This window comes from Bacillus cereus group sp. MG1, from assembly GCF_040460035.1.
Taxonomy (GTDB): domain Bacteria; phylum Bacillota; class Bacilli; order Bacillales; family Bacillaceae_G; genus Bacillus_A; species Bacillus_A cereus.
Map to the genome: position 1 here is coordinate 757,599 of NZ_JARVGY010000001.1, position 19,370 is coordinate 776,968.

Sequence of the window (19,370 nt, forward strand, 5' to 3'; positions counted from 1 at the left end):
TTTTCCATTCATCCCTTTCATTCTAAAAAACTTTCTAATCATACTCGACTTATCCCATGCTATATTAAAAATACTACTATTCACAATATGCAAGGAGAAAACAATGAAAAAACAGGCTAATAGCAGCCTGTTTCCCTTTACACTTCTTCTACTATCCTTCCCCTTCTCTTTTTACTCAAAGCTCTTCCTTCCCAAAACAACAAACTTACGAAAGCACAAATTAAAATAATTGGCACACTTGCTTTATATAAATCTGTAAAACTCATTGCCATCTGATTCTTGGCATAATGATTCACATCATTCGAAAATGTGAGTACCTCTTTCTTTATACTTTCCTCTTGTTTTTCAACTTCTTTTGTTACTTGCCTCATAACTTCTTCTCTTTTTACATCCCTATATTCTACTGGAACTTTTCTTAATATTTCATCCGTCTTGTCGCGAATCAATTCTTCCTTTTTCTCTTTACTTAATCCCATTGTCATTGCATTTTGTTTCTTATTTATATTCGACTCTAAACTTTGATTCTCTATTTTTTCTTTAGTCATTTGTAAAATTTCAGTTTGCTCAGTACTATTCACATGAATATTCCGCACCTTTTCTTCTGCATAATGATATACTTTTTCTTTATTTATAGTTAAATTATGAGTTAAGTTAGAGACAAATATTGCGACCGCCAATACAATTCCAACCTGTCGTAACATTGATACAACACTTTGAGAAGCAGTTAATAATTCTCCTTCAAACGAAGACGCACTTAAAACTGTAATTGGCCCCACTACTAAGCCATATCCGACACCTAATATCATACATGGAATAATAATTTCTATATTTGTTGAATGAACATCAATCATTTGCAACCAATAGTAGGAAAGCCCCATAACAAGAAATCCTGACAAAATAATAGTTACTTTTCCGAGTTTTTTAATTAAAGTTGCTGCAACTGGTGAGACAAAAAATATCATCGCTGAAATAGGTGTCACTAAAAAAGCCGCTTCAATTTCCGTTCGACCTTGTAGTTTCGTCAAGAACGTTGGAAGCAATACAGTAACTCCAATTAAAAATAAATTACTCAATATAACAACGATTGACGCTCCGACAAACATTCGATCTTGAAATAACTTTAAATTCACCATTGGGTTATGAATCTTTCGTTCTACTAAAATAAATAGAATAAGAGAAATAGTGCTAATTGCATAACAAGACAAAGCAATATTACTTTGCCATCCCCATGTATTACCTTTTACTAATATGAGAGTAAATGAAAAAATTGCTGTGCTACTTAATAGTAGTCCTATCCAATCTATTTTTGAGATAATACGTTCTTCATTTTTTATTTGTAGCATGATGCAACATAACACGATTCCTATTATACAAACCGGAACATTAACGAAGAACACCCATCTCCATCCTAAATTTTGCGTAATAATTCCACCTATTACTGGCCCCATAGCAGCTGACAATCCTTGTGTTACTCCTAAAATTGCAAGTGCAACATGCCTTTTAGCTAACGGCATAGCTGATACACCAATTACCATACTTGTTGGAAATAAAATTGCTGCCCCAATACTTTGTATAAAACGAGAAAAAATAAGAAAATCACCTGTATTAGCAAAAGCGCAAAGTACCGATCCACCCCCAAAAATCACCAGACCAAGAATATACATCTTTGCTTTTCCAAAGATATCAGCTATCCGCCCTAACGGAATGGCAAGTACTGCAATCGTCATTGTATAAACATTTAATACCCAAGACATCTTTTCTAATGAAGTATTTACACTCGATTGTATTGCCGGTAAAGCTATATTCATAATTGTCGTATCAATCATACAAAGAAAGATACCTAGACACATTAAAAAGACAATCTTAATACCCTTTGATTGCTCCATCTTTATATACCCCTTTATTTATTGTGAATGCGTTTTTCACTCTTCTGTTTTATTGTTTTCTTTCGCCTCTAACTCTTCTAATTTTTTCTTCAAAGTCTCCACTTGTGCACTATACGATGCAATACCTACATCTAGTGAAATTTCTTCGACGAAAGTAATACCTATTCTCCACTTTTCATATTTCAATCGAAGATCTGCAATGTACGCTTCTTTTCTTTCAATTTCATCTTTAATCCATTTTTTTATTGTTACATCATCACTATAGTTGCCAAAATACATTCTCATTAAAAAATCCGAACGTAAAACATCCTTCTCTATAGGCGTCTGCATGTATTGATAAAATTCTTCACGCCCCTCATCTGTAATAAAGTACATTTTCTTATTCGGTTTTCCCTCTTGCATGACAACCTCTTTTTTTATTTTCCCTTCATTCTCCAATTGCCGTAATGTTGGATAAATCATTCCAAAACTTCCATCAAAAAAATGAGTAAATACGTCTTCAAACACAATTTTAATATCGTAACCAGACAATTCCTTTTCCATTAATAAACCTAAAACAACATCTCTTCCCTTCAAAGTAAAACCCCCACATAGTATATAATCAATAATCATATTAACATTGTTAATATGATTATTGATTATATACCTTATTCTGTTAATTGTAAAATGTTTCTAAATAAAAAAGCCCCATAATTTGGTTTCACCAATTCACAGGGCCATTTTCTTATTTACTCTTTAACACCTACACCTTGCAAAACTTCAATATCCTCTTTCATTTCATAATAATAAGAAGGCAATTCTATACCATGTTCTAAGAAATAATCCTCAATGAATGAAATAATAATTTTTAACGTTTTCACACGAGCATACAATTTATCGTTACTTTCAATAATATGCCACTTTGCATTTGGCTTACTTGTTTTTTCAAACATGTCTTCCATTGCTTCAACATACTCATCCCATTTTTCACGATTACGCCAATCTTCGTCTGTAATTTTCCATCTTTTCAAAGGATTTTTCTCTCTATCTTTAAATCTCTTTAACTGTTCCTCTTTACTTATATGGTAGAAGAACTTCCCTATTATGTAATGGTCATCTGTTAGTAGTTTTTCAAAATCATTAATCTCATCATATGCTCTCATCCACTCTTCCTTTGTAGCAAATCCTTCAACACGCTCAACTAACACACGACCGTACCATGAGCGATCAAAAATGGTGATTTGCCCGTACTGTGGAATTTTGCGCCAGAAACGTTGCAAATAATGGTAACGTTTCTCATGAGGTGCAGGCGCTCCAATTGGATTTACTTGGAACCCACGCGGGTCAAGATGTTCCGTCACCCGCTTAATTGCCCCACCTTTACCAGCCGCATCCCATCCTTCCATAACAAGCATAACCGCGATTTTTTCTTCTTTCAAAATTTGCTGTAATGCTAATAAGCGCCTTTGATATTTTTCTAATTTCTTATTGTACTTAGATTTTGATTCAATTTTTTTCGTTAAGTCTACTTTAGCAAGATGTCCATTTTCCATAAAACAAATCCCCCTTGTTGTATGACAATGTTATTTTAACATATTTTTGGTAATTTTTTCATATCCTAAAAAAACTGTGTAGAAACATCTCTACACAGCTTCCTTCTCTAATTTCACATATATAAGCACATTTAACTACATTAAAATAAATAATTTATACTGAACTCTTAGTATATTCTTTTTATTAAAACGTAAAAATAGTCCTTTTAAAAAGGGCAGCAATCTAAGTATAGAAAAACAAATTTATTCTTTTTTACTACATACGTAATTATGCCGGCTATAAGAGTATTGAATAAGATATTGATTCACTACTCTTATAGCCACTTTACATTATATGGTATATTTACTCGTAAAAAGAAGATAATAACAAGTAAATCCATTAAAGAATGGGAGCTCTAAAAAAATGAAACGAAAAATATTAACTCTCTTTACACTTTTATGCTTAGCACTACCAATACAAGCTAGTGCTTACACATTTCAGTCACTACCGATTGCGTCAAAGTCTAAACAATGGTATGTCGAAATTGATAAATCTCATAACTCAAACAAGCAAGCAATCCAGCCAAAGCAAGGTGTATTTGATACGTATAGTTTACTCGTAAAAAACATCGGTCATGATGTATCAAACGTATCTGTGGAAATACTTGATAACAACCCTACCTCTAAAGCTACCTTTAAACCTACTACACCTAATGAAAATATTTCTAAAAGTCATACAAGCTTTGACTACATGGTATTCCCATTAGACTTTAATAGTCATAATTTTAAAGTTGTAATCACTTGGGAAGAAAAGAATTTCTCTTACAATGGCCATCCGGTAAATGAAGGTAAAAAAATGAAACAAACATTTGTATTTAATGAAGACTAAGTCCTAATTTCTTTAGGGCTTAGTCTTCTTTTTTGAAACCTGCTTGTATCGCTTCCGTCACTTCTTTTGTGATTTCTAATTTTGTTGTGCCAAATATGTACGGACAGTTTTTCATTACAAAGGTGTTTTATTAATACTAGTTGATTATATGCTAAGTTATTTTCTATATAGGTCTAGCCCTCTTTTCCCATATAATCAATTAAATCGACGAATACTCTGTACAGACAATGCTATTCCAATTGTTAAAATTACTAAACTAGCTAGTGTTATAATAGTTATTTCGCCACCTATGACAGTAGCTAACCAGCCTACAACTACATACCCTAATGGCAATAAAGCAAAAGAACCCAACATATCAAGGCTTGCCACTCTTCCGAATGCTTCTTCTGGTACAAACTCCTGTAAACTCGTTTCCCAAATGAGTCCAAATATCATCATGCCAAATCCTTCAATTGCCATTAAGAATATTAAAGCGGGTGCCCAAGAAATGAATGGCATAATTAATAAAGCAATGCCACTCATTAAAACACCTCCATAAGCCAGTAATCCTCTCTTATGCCACCGCTCTTTCCCACCAAATATTACTGCGGCAATTATAGCCCCACCACCAGAAAAGGCCATGCCAAGCCCATACACGTAAGCTTCAAAATGATGATGAACATTAAATAACCATGGAATTAATACGACGATAATGCCGGCATAACAAATATTTATAAAAGAAAAAACTAAAATTGTAATCCACAGCCACGGATGACTTTTTAAAACTAAAACACCTTCCATAAACTCTTGTTTGTAAGTAAGCTTACTCTTTTCAATGGGTTTTACTTTTTTAAACTTAATTTCTTTTAAAATAATAAACATAAAAATGATAATAAGTACGTTGCTGCATCTAGTCCGAAACCTATCCCTGCAGATGCAACCGATACGATTAACCCACCAAGTGCTGGCCCAATCAATCGTATACCTTGATTACTCATTTGAGTGAGTGCGTTAGCTGCATTACGAATTTCAGGAACGAATACTTTCGCCCTTACAGCAGAATATGCTGGTTGGAATATCCCTTCCATAAGTCCGTATATGGCAACGAGAATATATAAAATCGTAATTGTTAATAAATCCATAAATATAAGCGATGCAAGTAATAGCATTAATATACAGCGGATTATATCCGTAAATAACATTAATTTAACCCGATCAATTCGGTCTACAACTAAACCTGCAAACGGTAAAGCAAGAATATTAGGTAGCATGTACATTGCCATCGTCATCCCCATTACAACTGTTGAGCCAGTTAATGAATACACAACAACTGGAAGTATGACCATAGTTATCGAACTACCTAAGGCCGAGAGTAATTGTCCAATCCATAAAAACTTAAAGTGCGTTGATACTTTAACTGGTAATAATAATTTTCCAATATAACTTAAACTTTTCTCCTTTTGTATTTCCCCTTGCATGTCTCTCTCCTCTTTTCAAATGACTATAGAATACATAATATACGACTGAAAATTCATAATATTATATTTCCAATTATATAAGAAACCATTATGTTATGGTAAAATTATCAAAAAAATATAAAGGAGAATGCATCATTATGCCTCCAAATTCACATAACATCGAACACCAAATCTATACAATGTGTATGATCCAGCGCAACAATGAAGTTTTACTCGTAAAACGACCCAATCATCGAGGTTTCCCTGGCTACATAGCTCCTGGCGGCAAAGTAGATTTTCCCGAAAGTATCGTTCAAGCCGCTATAAGGGAAGTAAAAGAAGAAACCGGATTACTTGTTTCGGATTTAAATTTTAAGGGATTAGATGAATATGTAAATCCGAAAGGGAATGTTCGGTACATGGTATTTAACTACTGGACAGACTCATTTGAAGGTGAACTTCTTTTAAACCCACCTGAGGGCAAATTATTATGGATACCAATCGATACAGCACTAAAGCTTCCTATGCAAGATTGGTTTAAAGAAAGATTCCCATTATTTTTTGAAAAAGGCACCTTTGAAATTCAACGTGTTTGGGATAATGAGCTAGATAAACAAGTTGCTATAACAATTACACATACGTAAAAAAGCTTGGAATCTCTCCAAGCTTTTCTTACTTCTCCTGTACTTTCTTAATCTTATAATCAATTTCTAAAAACTTAACTCCAAATATCCACATTCTATGATTAGCTTCTAGTATGTGATCCGTGCGCTCTTTTATAATAAAAGTCTCTGCTAACGGTAAACGGATTGTCAAGAACCGAGTATGTAAATAAATCCCCTCATCTCCCTGACCATTTTCTCTTAACTTACTAGTAATAATTAAATCATGACTATCATTATATAGTTTCAAAATACCAGTCATATTCGAATAAGGTAAAGGTAAGGCGATATTCATATATGTCTCACTCTTATTTGTATGCTTTGAATAAAGAGCTACAAAAATAGATTTACCTGCTTCATTTTTTCTTAGCCAAGCCCTTACATTCTCTCTTCCATCTTTCTCATCTATGACACTAATGATAGAGCCATGCATCGTTTCCCAATTGCCGCCCATTCCTAAATGTATTTGTTCTACACGCTTACTCATTTTCTCATAGCAAAGTGCGAACGGACGGAACCAACGAGCCCATTTAATACTCGATTGCAATTCATACTCTACTGTATTTTCATAAAAATGAATAATACTTAAAGGAACCTTCGTCACATCAAATGCCTCACTATGAAAGTCATTTACTTTATCAACTAAACCGTTGTATTCCTTACTGTCTACTAAATTGCTGCTATATAAATAAGCCTCACCAATTGCCACATTTCCTCTTAACTTACTCATTGGTTTCCCATAGTATTTATAATTCGGAACACTCTTTTCAATCACCCAGCCGATAAATGCCGGTAACGCTACTCCAATTCCGTTGACAACACCATGAATCCAAACCATTTGAGCAATTGTAATCGTCAAGACATGCTTCAAATTCCCGTATGAATATATAAGTGAGAACATAATTGTAACCATGAGTGTACTAGACGAAACGATTAGAAGAATCTTTGCACTGATAGCATTAAATTTTGCTCTCCAAACGTAAAATCCATACCCATAAATTGCACATAAATATAGGAACACTGCAAAAAATTCAAATATTCTTGAGTATGTAATTCCTATTGCAACTGTCATAGGTGAAATCATGATGATAAACATAATAGCATCATACACTTTACTTCTCTTTTCTCTTTTTCTCCCTATTAAACCAGCTGATAATGGCAATAGAAACGCCGAATAATGAAAATGTGCAGCTGTGAGTAAAACAATGTCAGAGCTAAAATGCATAATTGAAAGTTTTGCTACTGAAGCAGAAAACCAAAAACCACCTAAAAACAAATAAATAAACGCACTATCTATGGCGATCTCTTCTAACGGCTTCCATCCTCTTTCTAGCAATCTACTTACACCAAATAACGCAACAATTCCTGTATATACAAACCAAACTAGCGCAAATAAATAGTGATTTGTGACGAAAGCTAACATTGCACAAATTGCTGCGATTGGATATAAAAATGATACGGATTTATAAAATAATAATTGCGATCCATCTCTTTTTCTTTTATCAATAATACAAAATGACATTGGTATAAATAATAAAACAGATAATAATATAATTGCTTCAACAGGATTTATATTCGACCACTCACTTATTAGAAAAACAACATAGCAAGCAAGCCCAAATATTATATTTTTCATATCGTCTATTCCCTTTCCACAAATGTTCCCTTATATGAAAAAAGCGAACCAATTAACGGGTTTCGTACTTGTACATGAATTCGAAAACATTGTAGTGTTTCATCATAACTTTCAACAATTTTTGCCTCACCATACAAAAATTTTGGTAACGGCATTTTTCTTCCAAACATATAAAACCATTGTTTCTTTGAAGAAATATGCATTGCCCCTAACTCATCGATATGAAAATGCAGTGTAGAAACGAGTAAATGTGGTTCACCAAAATAATCTACAATTTCATTTTCGTTTTCATCAAACTGCATAACTGCATTAAAATATCTTTTCTTATTTCACCTATTGATTCCCCTTCTCCAACTATTTCAAGCCCAAATCCAATCTTTGTTTTATACAAAAACTTCTGTGGTTCCCCTTCTTTTTTCTCTAAATACGAAATTTCAGTAAAGCGAGCATCCCACTCTGTATGTATATCTGGTTCTTGCGTATATTCCCATAATTTTTCCATCGTCGTGTTCATTTTTGTCGCAACATAAATAGGCTGTTTCCTTTTCATTCTCCCCACCTCCTATGCACTATAACTTTAATGTACATGCAATGAATTTATTTTGCTACATTTTTCACAAACTTCCTCAGAAAAAAGAAAGAATTTTTAAAATATATATAAAACACTTGATTCCACGAAAAATTTAAATTATTATAAAACAAATGTTACCAACAACTTCATAAATCAAACACTCTCGCCTAAAACGTGAGATAGAGGTTGCGATACTTATGAGTATTCTAATGGAGACACAGAGATGTCTATGAACTTAGATGAAAGGAAGTATTGCCGAAATTGATAAATTTCTCTGCATTTATCAATTGGGGCTGTTTTCGAATAGAAACAGAACTGTCATATGTACAGACGTGTACGTATGAAGAGCTATCTACAAAAAAGAGATATCATTTTTTTATGATATTCCTTTTTTGGCGGTTTTTTTATTAGCTCCGTTTTCTGTTTCCCTTTTCCTGTAACAGCACCATCCTCACTTATTTGAGATGGTGTTTTTTGTTTGTCTTTCTGGTAACTACAGGAGTATTGGGGATTTATATATTTCCTAATCTATTCTTAAAAATAGACGAAAGAAGGAATTTGTAATGGAAACAATTGTTCAAAAATTTGGTGGCACTTCTGTCGGAAGCGTCGAACGCATTCAACATGTAGCAAATTTAATTATTGAAGAATATGAACGAGGTCATAGCATTGTCTCTGTCGTTTCAGCAATGGGAAAAAGCACAGATGAACTTGTCGCACTCGCTAACGCTATCACAGAAAATCCAAGTAAACGTGAAATGGATATGCTTCTATCTACAGGAGAACAAGTAACTATTTCATTATTAACAATGGCACTGCAAGCAAAAGGCTATCATGCAATTTCATTAACAGGGTGGCAAGCAGGTATTACGACAGAATCTGTACATAGTAGTGCACGGATTACTGACATTCATACAGATCGTATTCAATCTTATCTTGCTGAAGGTACGATTGTTATCGTAGCTGGTTTCCAAGGTATAAGTGTAGAAAATGAAATTACAACGCTTGGCCGTGGTGGCTCTGATACGACTGCTGTCGCATTAGCTGCTGCACTTAAAGCAAAAAAATGTGATATTTATACGGATGTGACAGGTGTATATACGACGGACCCACGAGTTGTAAAAGATGCTTACAAATTAGACGAAATTTCTTATGACGAAATGTTAGAGCTTGCTAATCTCGGTGCTGGCGTATTACACCCGCGCGCTGTTGAGTTTGCTAAAAATCATAATGTAGTTTTAGAAGTTCGCTCAAGTATGGAACAAGAAAACGGAACAATTGTAAAAGGAGAATGTAACATGGAACAACAATCAATCGTTAAAGGTATTGCATTTGAGGATAACATTACACGTGTCACAATTAAAGGATTAGAACAAGGCTCGCTTTCAACAGTTTTCTCTACATTAGCAGCAGCACACATTAATGTAGATATCATCATTCAAAGTATTACAAATGAAGGAACTGTACACCTCTCCTTCTCCATTCATTCGAATGATTTAAGAGAAACTTTAGAAGTTTTGGAACAAAATCAAGAAACTCTTCACTATGAATCTGTAGAACATGAAAATCACTTAGCAAAAGTATCAATCGTAGGATCTGGCATGGTATCTAACCCAGGTGTCGCTGCAAATATGTTCACTACTTTAAAAGAAGAAGATATTCATATTAAAATGGTAAGTACATCAGAAATTAAAGTGTCTGTCGTTATTGACCGCCTTCATTTAGTAACAGGCGTTGAGGCGCTGCATCAATCATTTATGGCGAAAATTGAGCCTTTAGTGCAAATGAGCTAATCTGATATATTTAGTAATGCTAAAAAAATCATATTAATGTATTACCTTCCTATTAAATAAAAAGCTGTTCGTTAACACGATGCTATATGACATATTAAAAAACACCTTGTCACATTTTCCTATACTGTGACAAGGTGTTTTTGACTGAAAGGAATTTGTAACTACTTAGTAGTATAATTATGAGGATAATTAAATAATAGACTTTTATACATAAGGAGATAAGACTATGGCAAAAAACAAATTACTACGAATGGACAATGTCAGCATCGTTGTAGAATCCCTTGATAACGCAATCTCTTTCTTTGAGGAGATTGGCTTGAATCTCGAAGGTCGAGCCAATGTCGAAGGTGAATGGGCTGGTCGCGTAACTGGACTCGGTTCTCAGTGCGTAGAGATCGCTATGATGGTCACTCCAGATGGCCACAGCCGAATTGAACTTTCGCGATTTCTCACCCCACCTACTATATCAGATAACCGAAATGCTCCTGTAAACGCCCTCGGTTATCTACGCGTCATGTTCACCGTTGAAGACATTGACGAAATGGTATCGAGACTCACTAAGCATGGTGCAGAGCTCGTTGGTGAAGTAGTTCAGTATGAGAACTCGTATCGTCTCTGCTACATTCGTGGAGTCGAAGGAATTTTAATCGGTTTAGCGGAAGAACTCGGTAATAAATAAGTAATATTTTATAAGAAGTCTTTACTAAAGTAAAAATATTTGAAAGAAATTCTCGCTTCATAAAACTTAGATTTTGAACCCCGTCCTAGCTTTAGAACGGGGTTATGCTTGTTTGAACTTTTTAACACACTATCAACATCCTAAAATCATTATAAAACAATTCAATTACTTCTTATACTCTTTCCTAGGAAATATAACTGATTCTTCTCACCTCTTATCATATATATCTTTTCTTTTAAAAAACGATCTGAACTCATTCAAAATAACTTTCTTCACGTCAGAGTAAAAAACTATCATGAATAGTGCTATTCCTAATAAGATTTCTTGCATTCCTTCATAATCAACGAAAGCACTTAAAATTAGCAAACCACATCCAATATAAAAACCAAATTCATTTCCTTTCTCAAAATCCTCATCTTCTGCATCACTATGTATTTTCTTTTTGAAATCTTGATTCCCTTTTATCAACTCATCTAGCGTAACATTATACATTTCGCTCAGTAAAATTAAATTATCAATATCAGGATAACTTTTATCATTTTCCCATTTATATATCGCTTGCCTCGTTACACCAATCTTTTTAGCAACATCCTCTTGTGAAAATCCCTTTGACTCTCGTAGTTTTTTTAACTGTTCTCCTAAATTCATAACGTCCCCTCCTTTAACAAATTATTACATAAAAAGAGATATAAAAGAAAGAAACCATTAGTAAAATTCACTGTAAACCATTCGTTTACACAATAAAAAGAGAGGATAACTCTTTGAGCTACCCTCTCTCACTTCTATTAAAACAGATGAATGTTTTCTTTTTTACAAGCTGCACGTAAATCGTCAGGCCATACAGAAGATTGAACTTCACCGATATGAGCTTTACGTAAGAAGTACATGCACATTCTTGATTGTCCAATACCACCGCCGATTGTTAATGGTAGTACGTCTTCTAGTATACCTTTATGGAAATCATACTCACGTTTGAAGTCTTCACCAGTTTTCGTTAACTGCTCATCAAGTGATTTACTATCAACACGAATTCCCATTGATGATAATTCAAATGAAGATTGTAGTACTGGGTGCCAGAATAAAATGTCACCGTTTAATTTCCAATCGTCATAATCAGCTGCGCGTCCGTCGTGCTTTTCACCTGAACGAAGTGCATCACCAATTCCGATAATGAAGACTGCACCGTGTTCTTTCGCAATTGCATGTTCACGATCTTTCGGTGTTAATTCTGGATATTTATCTTCTAATTCTTGAGAAGTAACGAAAACAATTTCTTCCGGTAAATACTTTCCAAGGAACGGATATTTTTCAAATAAGTGATCTTCTAAATCTTTGAATATTCCATAAATTGTTTGTACTGTTTTTTGTAAGTAATCGACAGTACGCCATTCTTTTTGAACGATTTTTTCCCAATCCCATTGGTCAACGTAAATGGAATGCGTTGCATCAAGTTCTTCATCACGACGAATCGCGTTCATGTTTGTATATAAACCTTCACCAGCTTCATATCCATATTCATGTAATGCAAATCGTTTCCATTTCGCTAGTGAATGAACAATTTCTAATTCTTCTCCTGAATGTAACATATCAAATTCAATTGGACGTTCTACACCGTTTAGGTGATCGTTTAATCCTGATTTTTTCGTTACGAATAATGGTGCAGATACGCGGAATAGTTCAAGGCGTTTTGCTAATTGGTCCTCGAAAAATGTTTTAACTTCCTTAATTGCAATTTGAGTCTCTCTTACTGTCATTAATGATTGATACATGGTGGTTTCCTCCTAAAATGTTTGGATGTTGTGAAAAGAAGCCAACAAAAAAAGCCCTTCTTTCCCAAAAAACTGGGACGAAAGGCTTTGGTTCCGCGGTACCACCCAAATTAGCAACAGAGGTTGCTCACTTATACAATACGGAGATGAAATATCTCGATACTGTTCTTCTTGTAACGGCGAAGTTCCCGGCTAAGTCTACTTTCCTATAAAGGATTTCGGTTAGCAACTCCAGGAGGTTCTTCATAATAGGCTTCGTATCAGGCTCACACCACCCCTGACTCGCTTAAACTACGTCCTACTACTACTCGTCCTTTCATAGTCGTTTTGTTGTCACATCTCTGAAACATTTTATTAATGATTATTCTATACAAAAAATAAAGAAAGTCAACAAAAAGTTTTAAAATATTTTTCAATTCTTTATTTTACGGCTTTATTGATTGTTGTTAATTTAACATCTTTACTTTTTCTGCCTCGTCAATCCAAAAAATGTTTCACTGACCGAAACTAACGTATACACAATAATTAATGTGATCGTTCGGAATATAGAATCCGCAGTATTTCTTATTATTTTCATTTTCTTTATAATTCCTTTCAGTTTACTTGCAATTTCATGATATACTATAGCATTCAAGCAGTTTATTTTTACTTAAAGCAATCATAGTCATTTATAAAGAGTATTTTCTAAATCATTGACTATTATCAAATAAGATTTTTAAATAACGGAGTGATCATATGAGTAAAACGAAGGCAAAACCGAAAAAAGGTGTAGGACAAGGTACAGGAAGTAAAGGATGGAACCGTTGGCAATCAAGTGCAAAGAAAAAGGCAGCTGCAAAGCCATACAAAAGTAAAGGTACAAAGAAGTAATTTAAATAACATTTGATTTCTTTACTTTGCACAAAACAAAATATAATTATTACAACAAAAAGCTATGCTTTCACATGTGAAAGCATAGCTTTTTCATATTAAATCATTAAAATATCTCGTATTTCTTCCTCCGTGATGGATGCTAATTTTTCTTCTCCCGGCTCAATCACTTCAGCAATTAAATTTTTCTTACTTTCTTGCAGTTCATGCATTTTCTCCTCAATTGTTCCGTGGGCTACTAGCTTTATAACTTGCACTGTATTTTTTTGCCCCATTCGATACGCTCTATCGGCCGCTTGTTGTTCAACAGCTGGATTCCACCATAAATCGTATAATATTACTGTATCTGCACCAGTTAAATTAAGTCCGGTACCACCAGCTTTTAAAGAAATGAGAAATAGATCCCCTTCTCCTTCATTAAACCGATCGCACAGCTCTACACGTTCCTGCGCTGGTGTACTCCCGTCTAAATAAAAGTATGGAATTGCTTGGTGATTTAACTCACGACCAATAATGGAAAGCATCTTCGTAAATTGAGAAAAAATTAATATTCTCTTTCCTGTACTTCTACATTCCTCTAAAATCTCTAACAGTTGTTCAAATTTAGCTGAACTTCCTTTGTAATCATCAACAAATAAAGCAGGATGACAACAAATTTGTCGCAATCTCGTTAAACCAGCTAAAATTCTAATTTTATTTTTACGTAACGTATCTTTGTCTAAATGCTTTAACGTTTCTTCCCTGAGCTTCGCTAAATAAGCAGCATAGAGACTCTTTTGATCGGGTAATAACTCCGATGATTGTAAGTGCTCTATTTTCTCTGGCAACTCATTTAATACGTCCCCTTTTAATCGTCTTAATACGAATGGTTTCACTCGCTTCGCTATATCTTCACGCCTTAAATCACCGAACTCTTTTCTTCCTGGTAATAATTCTGGGAAGACGACATGGAAGATAGACCATAGCTCTTCTAATGAATTTTCTACAGGTGTACCCGTTAGCCCAAAACGGTATTCAGCTTGAATTGTTTTCACAGCTCTTGCCGTTTGCGTTGTAGGGTTTTTAAACGCCTGCGCTTCATCAAGGAATAGTGTATGAAATGGTCTTGCATACAATCTTATATCTCTTCTCAGTAATGGATATGACGTAATTACGACATCAAATTCCGTTATATCTTTCAAAATTTTCCGGCGCTCTGCTTGGTTTCCATCTGCAATAACTGCTCTAATATGCGGGGCGAATTTTTTCAATTCACTAAACCAATTATAAACAAGAGATGATGGTGAAACGACTAATATAGGTAGTTTCTTTTCTCGAATCTCAGGCAAAACAGAATCTATAAAAGCAATGCTTTGCAACGTTTTTCCAAGTCCCATATCATCTGCTAAAATACCGCCAAAACGGTAATGAGCAAGTGTTTTCATCCATTCGAACCCATATACTTGATACTTTCTCATTTCTGCATTTAAAGTATTTGGCACAGCAAACTTTAATTTTTTCGGGTTTTGAATGTTTTCTACTAACTCTTGAACAGAATCATCTAAACTTAAAACATTGCCTTCATGAAGTCCGTTCATCCATTTTACACTCCGAATAAGTGGAACATTTACCTCTTCTCCATGTAAAAATTCTTTCCGAATACCTGATTCTTTTATAAACTGATTAATTTCATTAAACTCTTTACTCTCTAGCGATAAAAACGAACCGTTCGCCAATCGATAATATTTACGTTTCTCTTCAAGGGCCGCTAATACACCTTTAATTTCTGCTTCTGGTATTCCTTTTATATCAAAACGAAATGACAACCAATCAATTCTTTCTTTTCTTCTCACTGTAATAAGAGGAACTGCATCCCCTTTATTAATTCGCAATTTGATTGCTGTCGTCGCATAAATATCAACTAAACCTTTTAATGTTGGCACGACGTGATATAAAAAGTTATACTCAGCTTCTTCATTATGCATAAAGTAACCGCCTTCTGTTTTTGCAAAGGCACTTTCACTCATAATGTCTAAAATCTCTTTTTCCTTTTTCTCATCACGATTAAAAACAGACGGCTGTCCATCCTCTTCTAGCGGATTAATCATGACGTTCCCATAGTGAAATTCAAGACCTGCTAATAAGCGACTTTTCACGCGGTCTAAATACAATTTCGCTTTTAGCGAAGGTGTTTCAACACGATCCGATATTACTTCATCAATGTGTACAGTTCCGAGCTTCATTAATCCTGGTACAACTTTCGCGACGAAATGTTCCATCTTACTTTCTGGAATATAAAACTGATTACTATTTGAGCGACTCATCATCTTTTGTAATTCAATAAGTCGCATACAATCTTCAATGTGTAAGTGATATAATTTCCCATCGTAAAGTGCATTGTTATACATATCCATAACTTGTACACGATTTAGACCATCTATATGAAGTGTAAATCCGCCATTATTTCCCTTCGTAAATTCAAAGTGTAACGGCAACAAACCTTTTGAAACTTGTAATCCCTGAAACAGTTGTTCATTTTGTTTCAGCTGTACATATTCAACTTTAGAAAGTGAAGAGAGCATATCCTTCCACGAAGCTGGCGGTATAAATATCATACTTTCATCTTGTTTCGCATGTACTTCTAGCGTATCTTCATACATTTTTTCATTATGATACATTTTAATGAGCTGCTGAATAATTGCATCCGTTTCTTGTTTAAAACTATGTACATCTGGTGTATATGTAAATTCATTTGAACAATGAAAAGATTCCCTTTTCTCCACCTTAGAAAGAAATTCTCTAATATGATTTATGAAATACACTTTGGCAAGTTTCAATTGAATTCCAAGAAGAGCCCCACCACTTCTCGTAGCTACTGGTGTACATATAAACTCAATATCTAATATTTCACGTGTATCAAAACGGTGTTGTTTACTTTTTGGCCTCAGTGGTTTGTCTGCAAACAGCTGAAACATACCACTTGTCAATTGATCATTTCTGTTACTAGTGGAGCTCATTCTACCTGTTTGTTGATTATAGTTTATTTGTATTAATACTGCTGCAACATGTTGACAGTACGTTTGAAAAGACGCTAATGAAGGACAACTACATTTTGCAACAACATCACCCTTTTTGGCTTTTGCTACTGTAACATGGAAATCCTCGTTCCCTTTTACTGTCGCCTCACAAATTTCTTTATTTTCATCGTACTGATCTATTATCACTTTATTTGATTTATAATAGGCTTCACCTCTTTTATATGAGGTCTCTCCGCACACTTCTTTAATAATCGATTTATTCAATGTGAAACTCATTGCTTTGACACTTCCTTAATATAAAACCATTTTCTCTTACTTAACATTTTACATGCTCCACGAGAAAATATAAAATGTTGATTTAACAAAAGAAGATGCTTATTTATAAGCATCTTCTTCACTCTATCTCCATCAACCTCTTCGCCTCAAAATACAACACTTGAATAAACTTTTTCGTATTAATTCGCGTATGACCAGAAGATGCGAGTTCATCTTTCGTCATTTCTGTCATCCGTTTTCTAACTACGGTAAAATCGAAAAATTTTGGAGCATAGCTTTCAAATTTTGGATTTGAAAAGTCTGTTAATCCTAAAGAAGCCAAATGATTTAACGACTGATAAATAGCTCGACGTACTCTTTGTTCAGACGCTTTTTTCTCTTTATCAATATCCGCCTCTAAAGCTAAATCCCCTAATTTTCTTATCGTAATATGATGGAAAATTTCTTTTAACGCAGGAAAGCCAAACTCAAATGTCTGTGCCTTTTCTTGACCATATAAATATTCCAGCATACTAAGTAAATCTTTACTTCCATTCTCTCCCGCAATACCGAGTTCTGATAGTAAAAAGCGCCCTAAATCCCCTATCTTTTTTCCTTCTTGCACTGGTTCAGTACGCAATTGCGGTTTTTCCCACTGAAACACGTTATTCAATGATTTTTGAATATCGTGTATAGAACGCTCCAATCTAATACGCTCCATCACTTTGCGTACAACAGATACAACTTCGATTTTATTTAATGGTTTTGTAATATAATATTCTACACCAAGTGTATATGCCTCACCTATAAGCTGCTTCGATTCCACTTGAGAAATCATAATGATTTTCCCCGTGAAAGTTGACGCAATGTGACGAACTGTTTCAATTCCGTCCCTCATCGGCATCAACAAATCAATAAATAAAATATCTACTTTTTTAAAATTTAGTTGATCCGCCTCAATAAAAGCTCCGTCATCCGCCTCACCAATTACTTCTCCAAGATCTCCATCTTCAATAATTTGCGAAAGCATCGAACGGAAAACTTCATCATCGTCTACGATATAATAAAACAAATCTATTCCCCTTCCCGCTTTAAACTACCCTCCGGTAAACAAACGATAAACTTACATCCTCTTTTATTTTCTCGGCCTTCTAATCTCACTTCTCCGCCTAGCTCTGTTACCATTTCATTTATGTAAGAAAGCCCAATACCAGTTGACGGTGTTCCCGTTTGATCATACTTAGAAGTAAATCCTGGCTTAAATACTAATTTCTTATATTTTTGTGCAATACCAGGTCCATCGTCAATTACTTCAAAAAATATATGTTGATCTCTTTTATATAGCTTAATAATAATGACACCTTTATCTTCAATTGCTTCAACTGCATTTGCAGCGAGGTTATTAAAAATTGATAGAACTGTATACACGTGGTATGCAGCATGCTCACCTTCTATATGTTTAGAAAAACGTATATCCTTTTCTAGCATTTCAGCATACTTCTCGTTTATTCTAACAATCATTTCTGCTAACTCATGTCCTTCTACATATTCAGCCACATTTTTATCTAATAACAGTTTAGATAATCCTGCAAATATCCTTTGATTATCCTTTTTTATTTCATGCACTTCCCCCGCTATTTTCAATGCTGTTTTACTACTTGAATCAGCGCTTACTTGTAAATTTCGATATAGTTGATATGCTTCTTGTGTAATTAACTCCGCATTTTGTAACGTCTTTTTCAAATGAACAGATTCCACATATAAATTAGAAAGATGCATTAACATATTTTCATTTTCTTTTCGAACTTGCGATTCTTTTAATTTCGTTTCATATAAATTCATCATATTTAAAAAACCAAGTGCAAAGAAACTACGAAAAATAGCAATAATGATGAGTTTATTTACTTCAGAAATCGTTATTGTTGTACCTAGTACTAACATGTGATAAAACGCAAGTTCTGACATACTTGCAACAATTTCAATTGAAATCCCAAGGCATCCAATAATGATTGGTTTCTGATGGAACTTATTTACCCTGCAAAGCGAAAAAAAACTGCCATAAATAAAATAATAGAAGAACACAGGATAACGCAAATAAAATGATTCTGTCATATGAAATGAACCTTGCATGATCCAGTCAAGACATACTCGGAATAAGACTACAGATATACCAACAAGAATACCTGCAACTCCTGCTGGTACTCTTCTTAAAAATAATAATAAAAAGAAGAATAGCGGTGTACCGAAGCTAACTCGAAACGTATCATTAAAGGGATGAAAGTTCAGCTCCCCAGCAATCGGAACAACGACCATTAATATAATTAAAAGGGACATATCTTTCTTCCATAATTGATTCCAATTCAAAGGTGACACTTCCTATACTTTTTTTTAGTAGT

The 19,370-nt window shown here is 34.2% G+C and carries 14 protein-coding genes, 3 pseudogenes, 1 riboswitch and 1 other annotated feature; of the genes and pseudogenes, 5 read left to right on the forward strand and 12 right to left on the reverse strand.

Translation table 11 applies throughout. The features are described from left to right. Nucleotides 1-137 precede the first annotated feature (137 nt). The 3 genes from QCI79_RS03675 to QCI79_RS03685 form a co-directional block, all read right to left on the reverse strand. Nucleotides 138-1,886, reverse strand: coding sequence for an MDR family MFS transporter (locus QCI79_RS03675; RefSeq protein ID WP_000438113.1), 1,749 nt, complete (start codon nucleotides 1,884-1,886; stop codon nucleotides 138-140). Nucleotides 1,887-1,922: 36 nt separating this feature from the next. Beyond that, on the reverse strand, nucleotides 1,923-2,462 hold the full coding sequence (locus tag QCI79_RS03680; protein WP_000678329.1) for a PadR family transcriptional regulator: 540 nt from the start codon (nucleotides 2,460-2,462) through the stop codon (nucleotides 1,923-1,925). A gap of 152 nt (nucleotides 2,463-2,614) precedes the next feature. Beyond that, nucleotides 2,615-3,418 carry a polyphosphate kinase 2 family protein gene (locus QCI79_RS03685; RefSeq protein ID WP_000427320.1) on the reverse strand — a complete coding sequence of 268 codons (804 nt, stop codon included), beginning with the start codon at nucleotides 3,416-3,418 and terminating at the stop codon, nucleotides 2,615-2,617. Between the two features lie 403 nt (nucleotides 3,419-3,821). Between QCI79_RS03685 and QCI79_RS03690 the strand changes: the two genes are divergently transcribed. Beyond that, nucleotides 3,822-4,286, forward strand: a complete 465-nt coding sequence (locus QCI79_RS03690; RefSeq protein ID WP_000823343.1) for a hypothetical protein — start codon at nucleotides 3,822-3,824, stop codon at nucleotides 4,284-4,286. Nucleotides 4,287-4,481: 195 nt separating this feature from the next. Here the strand turns inward: QCI79_RS03690 and QCI79_RS03695 are convergent. Further along, nucleotides 4,482-5,743: pseudogene (locus QCI79_RS03695) on the reverse strand (MFS transporter). Between the two features lie 137 nt (nucleotides 5,744-5,880). Between QCI79_RS03695 and QCI79_RS03700 the strand changes: the two are divergent. Further along, nucleotides 5,881-6,366: an 8-oxo-dGTP diphosphatase gene (locus QCI79_RS03700; protein ID WP_001134949.1), complete on the forward strand. Its 486-nt coding sequence runs from the start codon at nucleotides 5,881-5,883 to the stop codon at nucleotides 6,364-6,366. A gap of 28 nt (nucleotides 6,367-6,394) precedes the next feature. On the opposite strand, the gene QCI79_RS03705 is transcribed toward QCI79_RS03700, so the two are convergent. The 3 genes and pseudogenes from QCI79_RS03705 to QCI79_RS03715 all read right to left on the reverse strand — a co-directional run. Further along, nucleotides 6,395-8,020 carry a YndJ family protein gene (locus tag QCI79_RS03705; protein WP_021728691.1) on the reverse strand — a complete coding sequence of 542 codons (1,626 nt, stop codon included), beginning with the start codon at nucleotides 8,018-8,020 and terminating at the stop codon, nucleotides 6,395-6,397. A 5-nt stretch (nucleotides 8,021-8,025) separates the two neighbouring features. Then, nucleotides 8,026-8,349, reverse strand: a pseudogene (locus QCI79_RS03710) (DUF4166 domain-containing protein); the annotation flags it as partial. After that, nucleotides 8,313-8,570: pseudogene (locus QCI79_RS03715) on the reverse strand (hypothetical protein); the annotation flags it as partial. The pseudogenes QCI79_RS03715 and QCI79_RS03710, both read right to left, overlap by 37 nt. A gap of 193 nt (nucleotides 8,571-8,763) precedes the next feature. Next, a riboswitch (Lysine riboswitch) is annotated at nucleotides 8,764-8,950 on the forward strand. 204 nt (nucleotides 8,951-9,154) lie between these two features. Between QCI79_RS03715 and QCI79_RS03720 the strand changes: the two are divergent. Next, entirely contained in the window at nucleotides 9,155-10,384 is a 1,230-nt protein-coding gene (locus tag QCI79_RS03720) for an aspartate kinase (RefSeq protein ID WP_000448032.1), read from the forward strand. Nucleotides 10,385-10,610: 226 nt separating this feature from the next. Further along, entirely contained in the window at nucleotides 10,611-11,063 is a 453-nt protein-coding gene (locus tag QCI79_RS03725) for a VOC family protein (protein WP_001107261.1), read from the forward strand. A gap of 207 nt (nucleotides 11,064-11,270) precedes the next feature. Here the strand turns inward: QCI79_RS03725 and QCI79_RS03730 are convergent, their stop codons facing one another. Together QCI79_RS03730 and asnA are read right to left on the reverse strand one after the other, a co-directional pair. Next, nucleotides 11,271-11,711, reverse strand: a complete 441-nt coding sequence (locus tag QCI79_RS03730; protein WP_001048450.1) for a helix-turn-helix domain-containing protein — start codon at nucleotides 11,709-11,711, stop codon at nucleotides 11,271-11,273. 137 nt (nucleotides 11,712-11,848) lie between these two features. Beyond that, nucleotides 11,849-12,832: an aspartate--ammonia ligase gene (asnA, locus tag QCI79_RS03735; protein ID WP_000284914.1), complete on the reverse strand. Its 984-nt coding sequence runs from the start codon at nucleotides 12,830-12,832 to the stop codon at nucleotides 11,849-11,851. A 70-nt stretch (nucleotides 12,833-12,902) separates the two neighbouring features. After that, nucleotides 12,903-13,161, reverse strand: a binding site (T-box leader). A gap of 406 nt (nucleotides 13,162-13,567) precedes the next feature. Here asnA and QCI79_RS03740 point away from each other — a divergent pair. Further along, a complete protein-coding gene (locus tag QCI79_RS03740) occupies nucleotides 13,568-13,702 on the forward strand; it encodes a DUF3934 domain-containing protein (protein ID WP_000047588.1) in 135 nt (44 codons plus the stop codon). Between the two features lie 98 nt (nucleotides 13,703-13,800). On the opposite strand, the gene QCI79_RS03745 is transcribed toward QCI79_RS03740, so the two are convergent. The 3 genes from QCI79_RS03745 to QCI79_RS03755 all read right to left on the reverse strand — a co-directional run bounded on the left by QCI79_RS03745 (nucleotide 13,801) and on the right by QCI79_RS03755 (nucleotide 19,347). Continuing rightward, complete coding sequence (locus tag QCI79_RS03745; RefSeq protein WP_000011051.1) at nucleotides 13,801-16,995, reverse strand: DEAD/DEAH box helicase; 3,195 nt, start codon at nucleotides 16,993-16,995, stop codon at nucleotides 13,801-13,803. A 118-nt stretch (nucleotides 16,996-17,113) separates the two neighbouring features. After that, the gene (locus QCI79_RS03750) at nucleotides 17,114-18,046 is read right to left on the reverse strand and encodes a response regulator (RefSeq protein WP_000500302.1); all 933 of its coding nucleotides are present in this window, start codon (nucleotides 18,044-18,046) and stop codon (nucleotides 17,114-17,116) included. Nucleotides 18,047-18,048: 2 nt separating this feature from the next. Continuing rightward, nucleotides 18,049-19,347, reverse strand: coding sequence for a sensor histidine kinase (locus QCI79_RS03755; RefSeq protein WP_002004878.1), 1,299 nt, complete (start codon nucleotides 19,345-19,347; stop codon nucleotides 18,049-18,051). Nucleotides 19,348-19,370 lie beyond the last annotated feature (23 nt).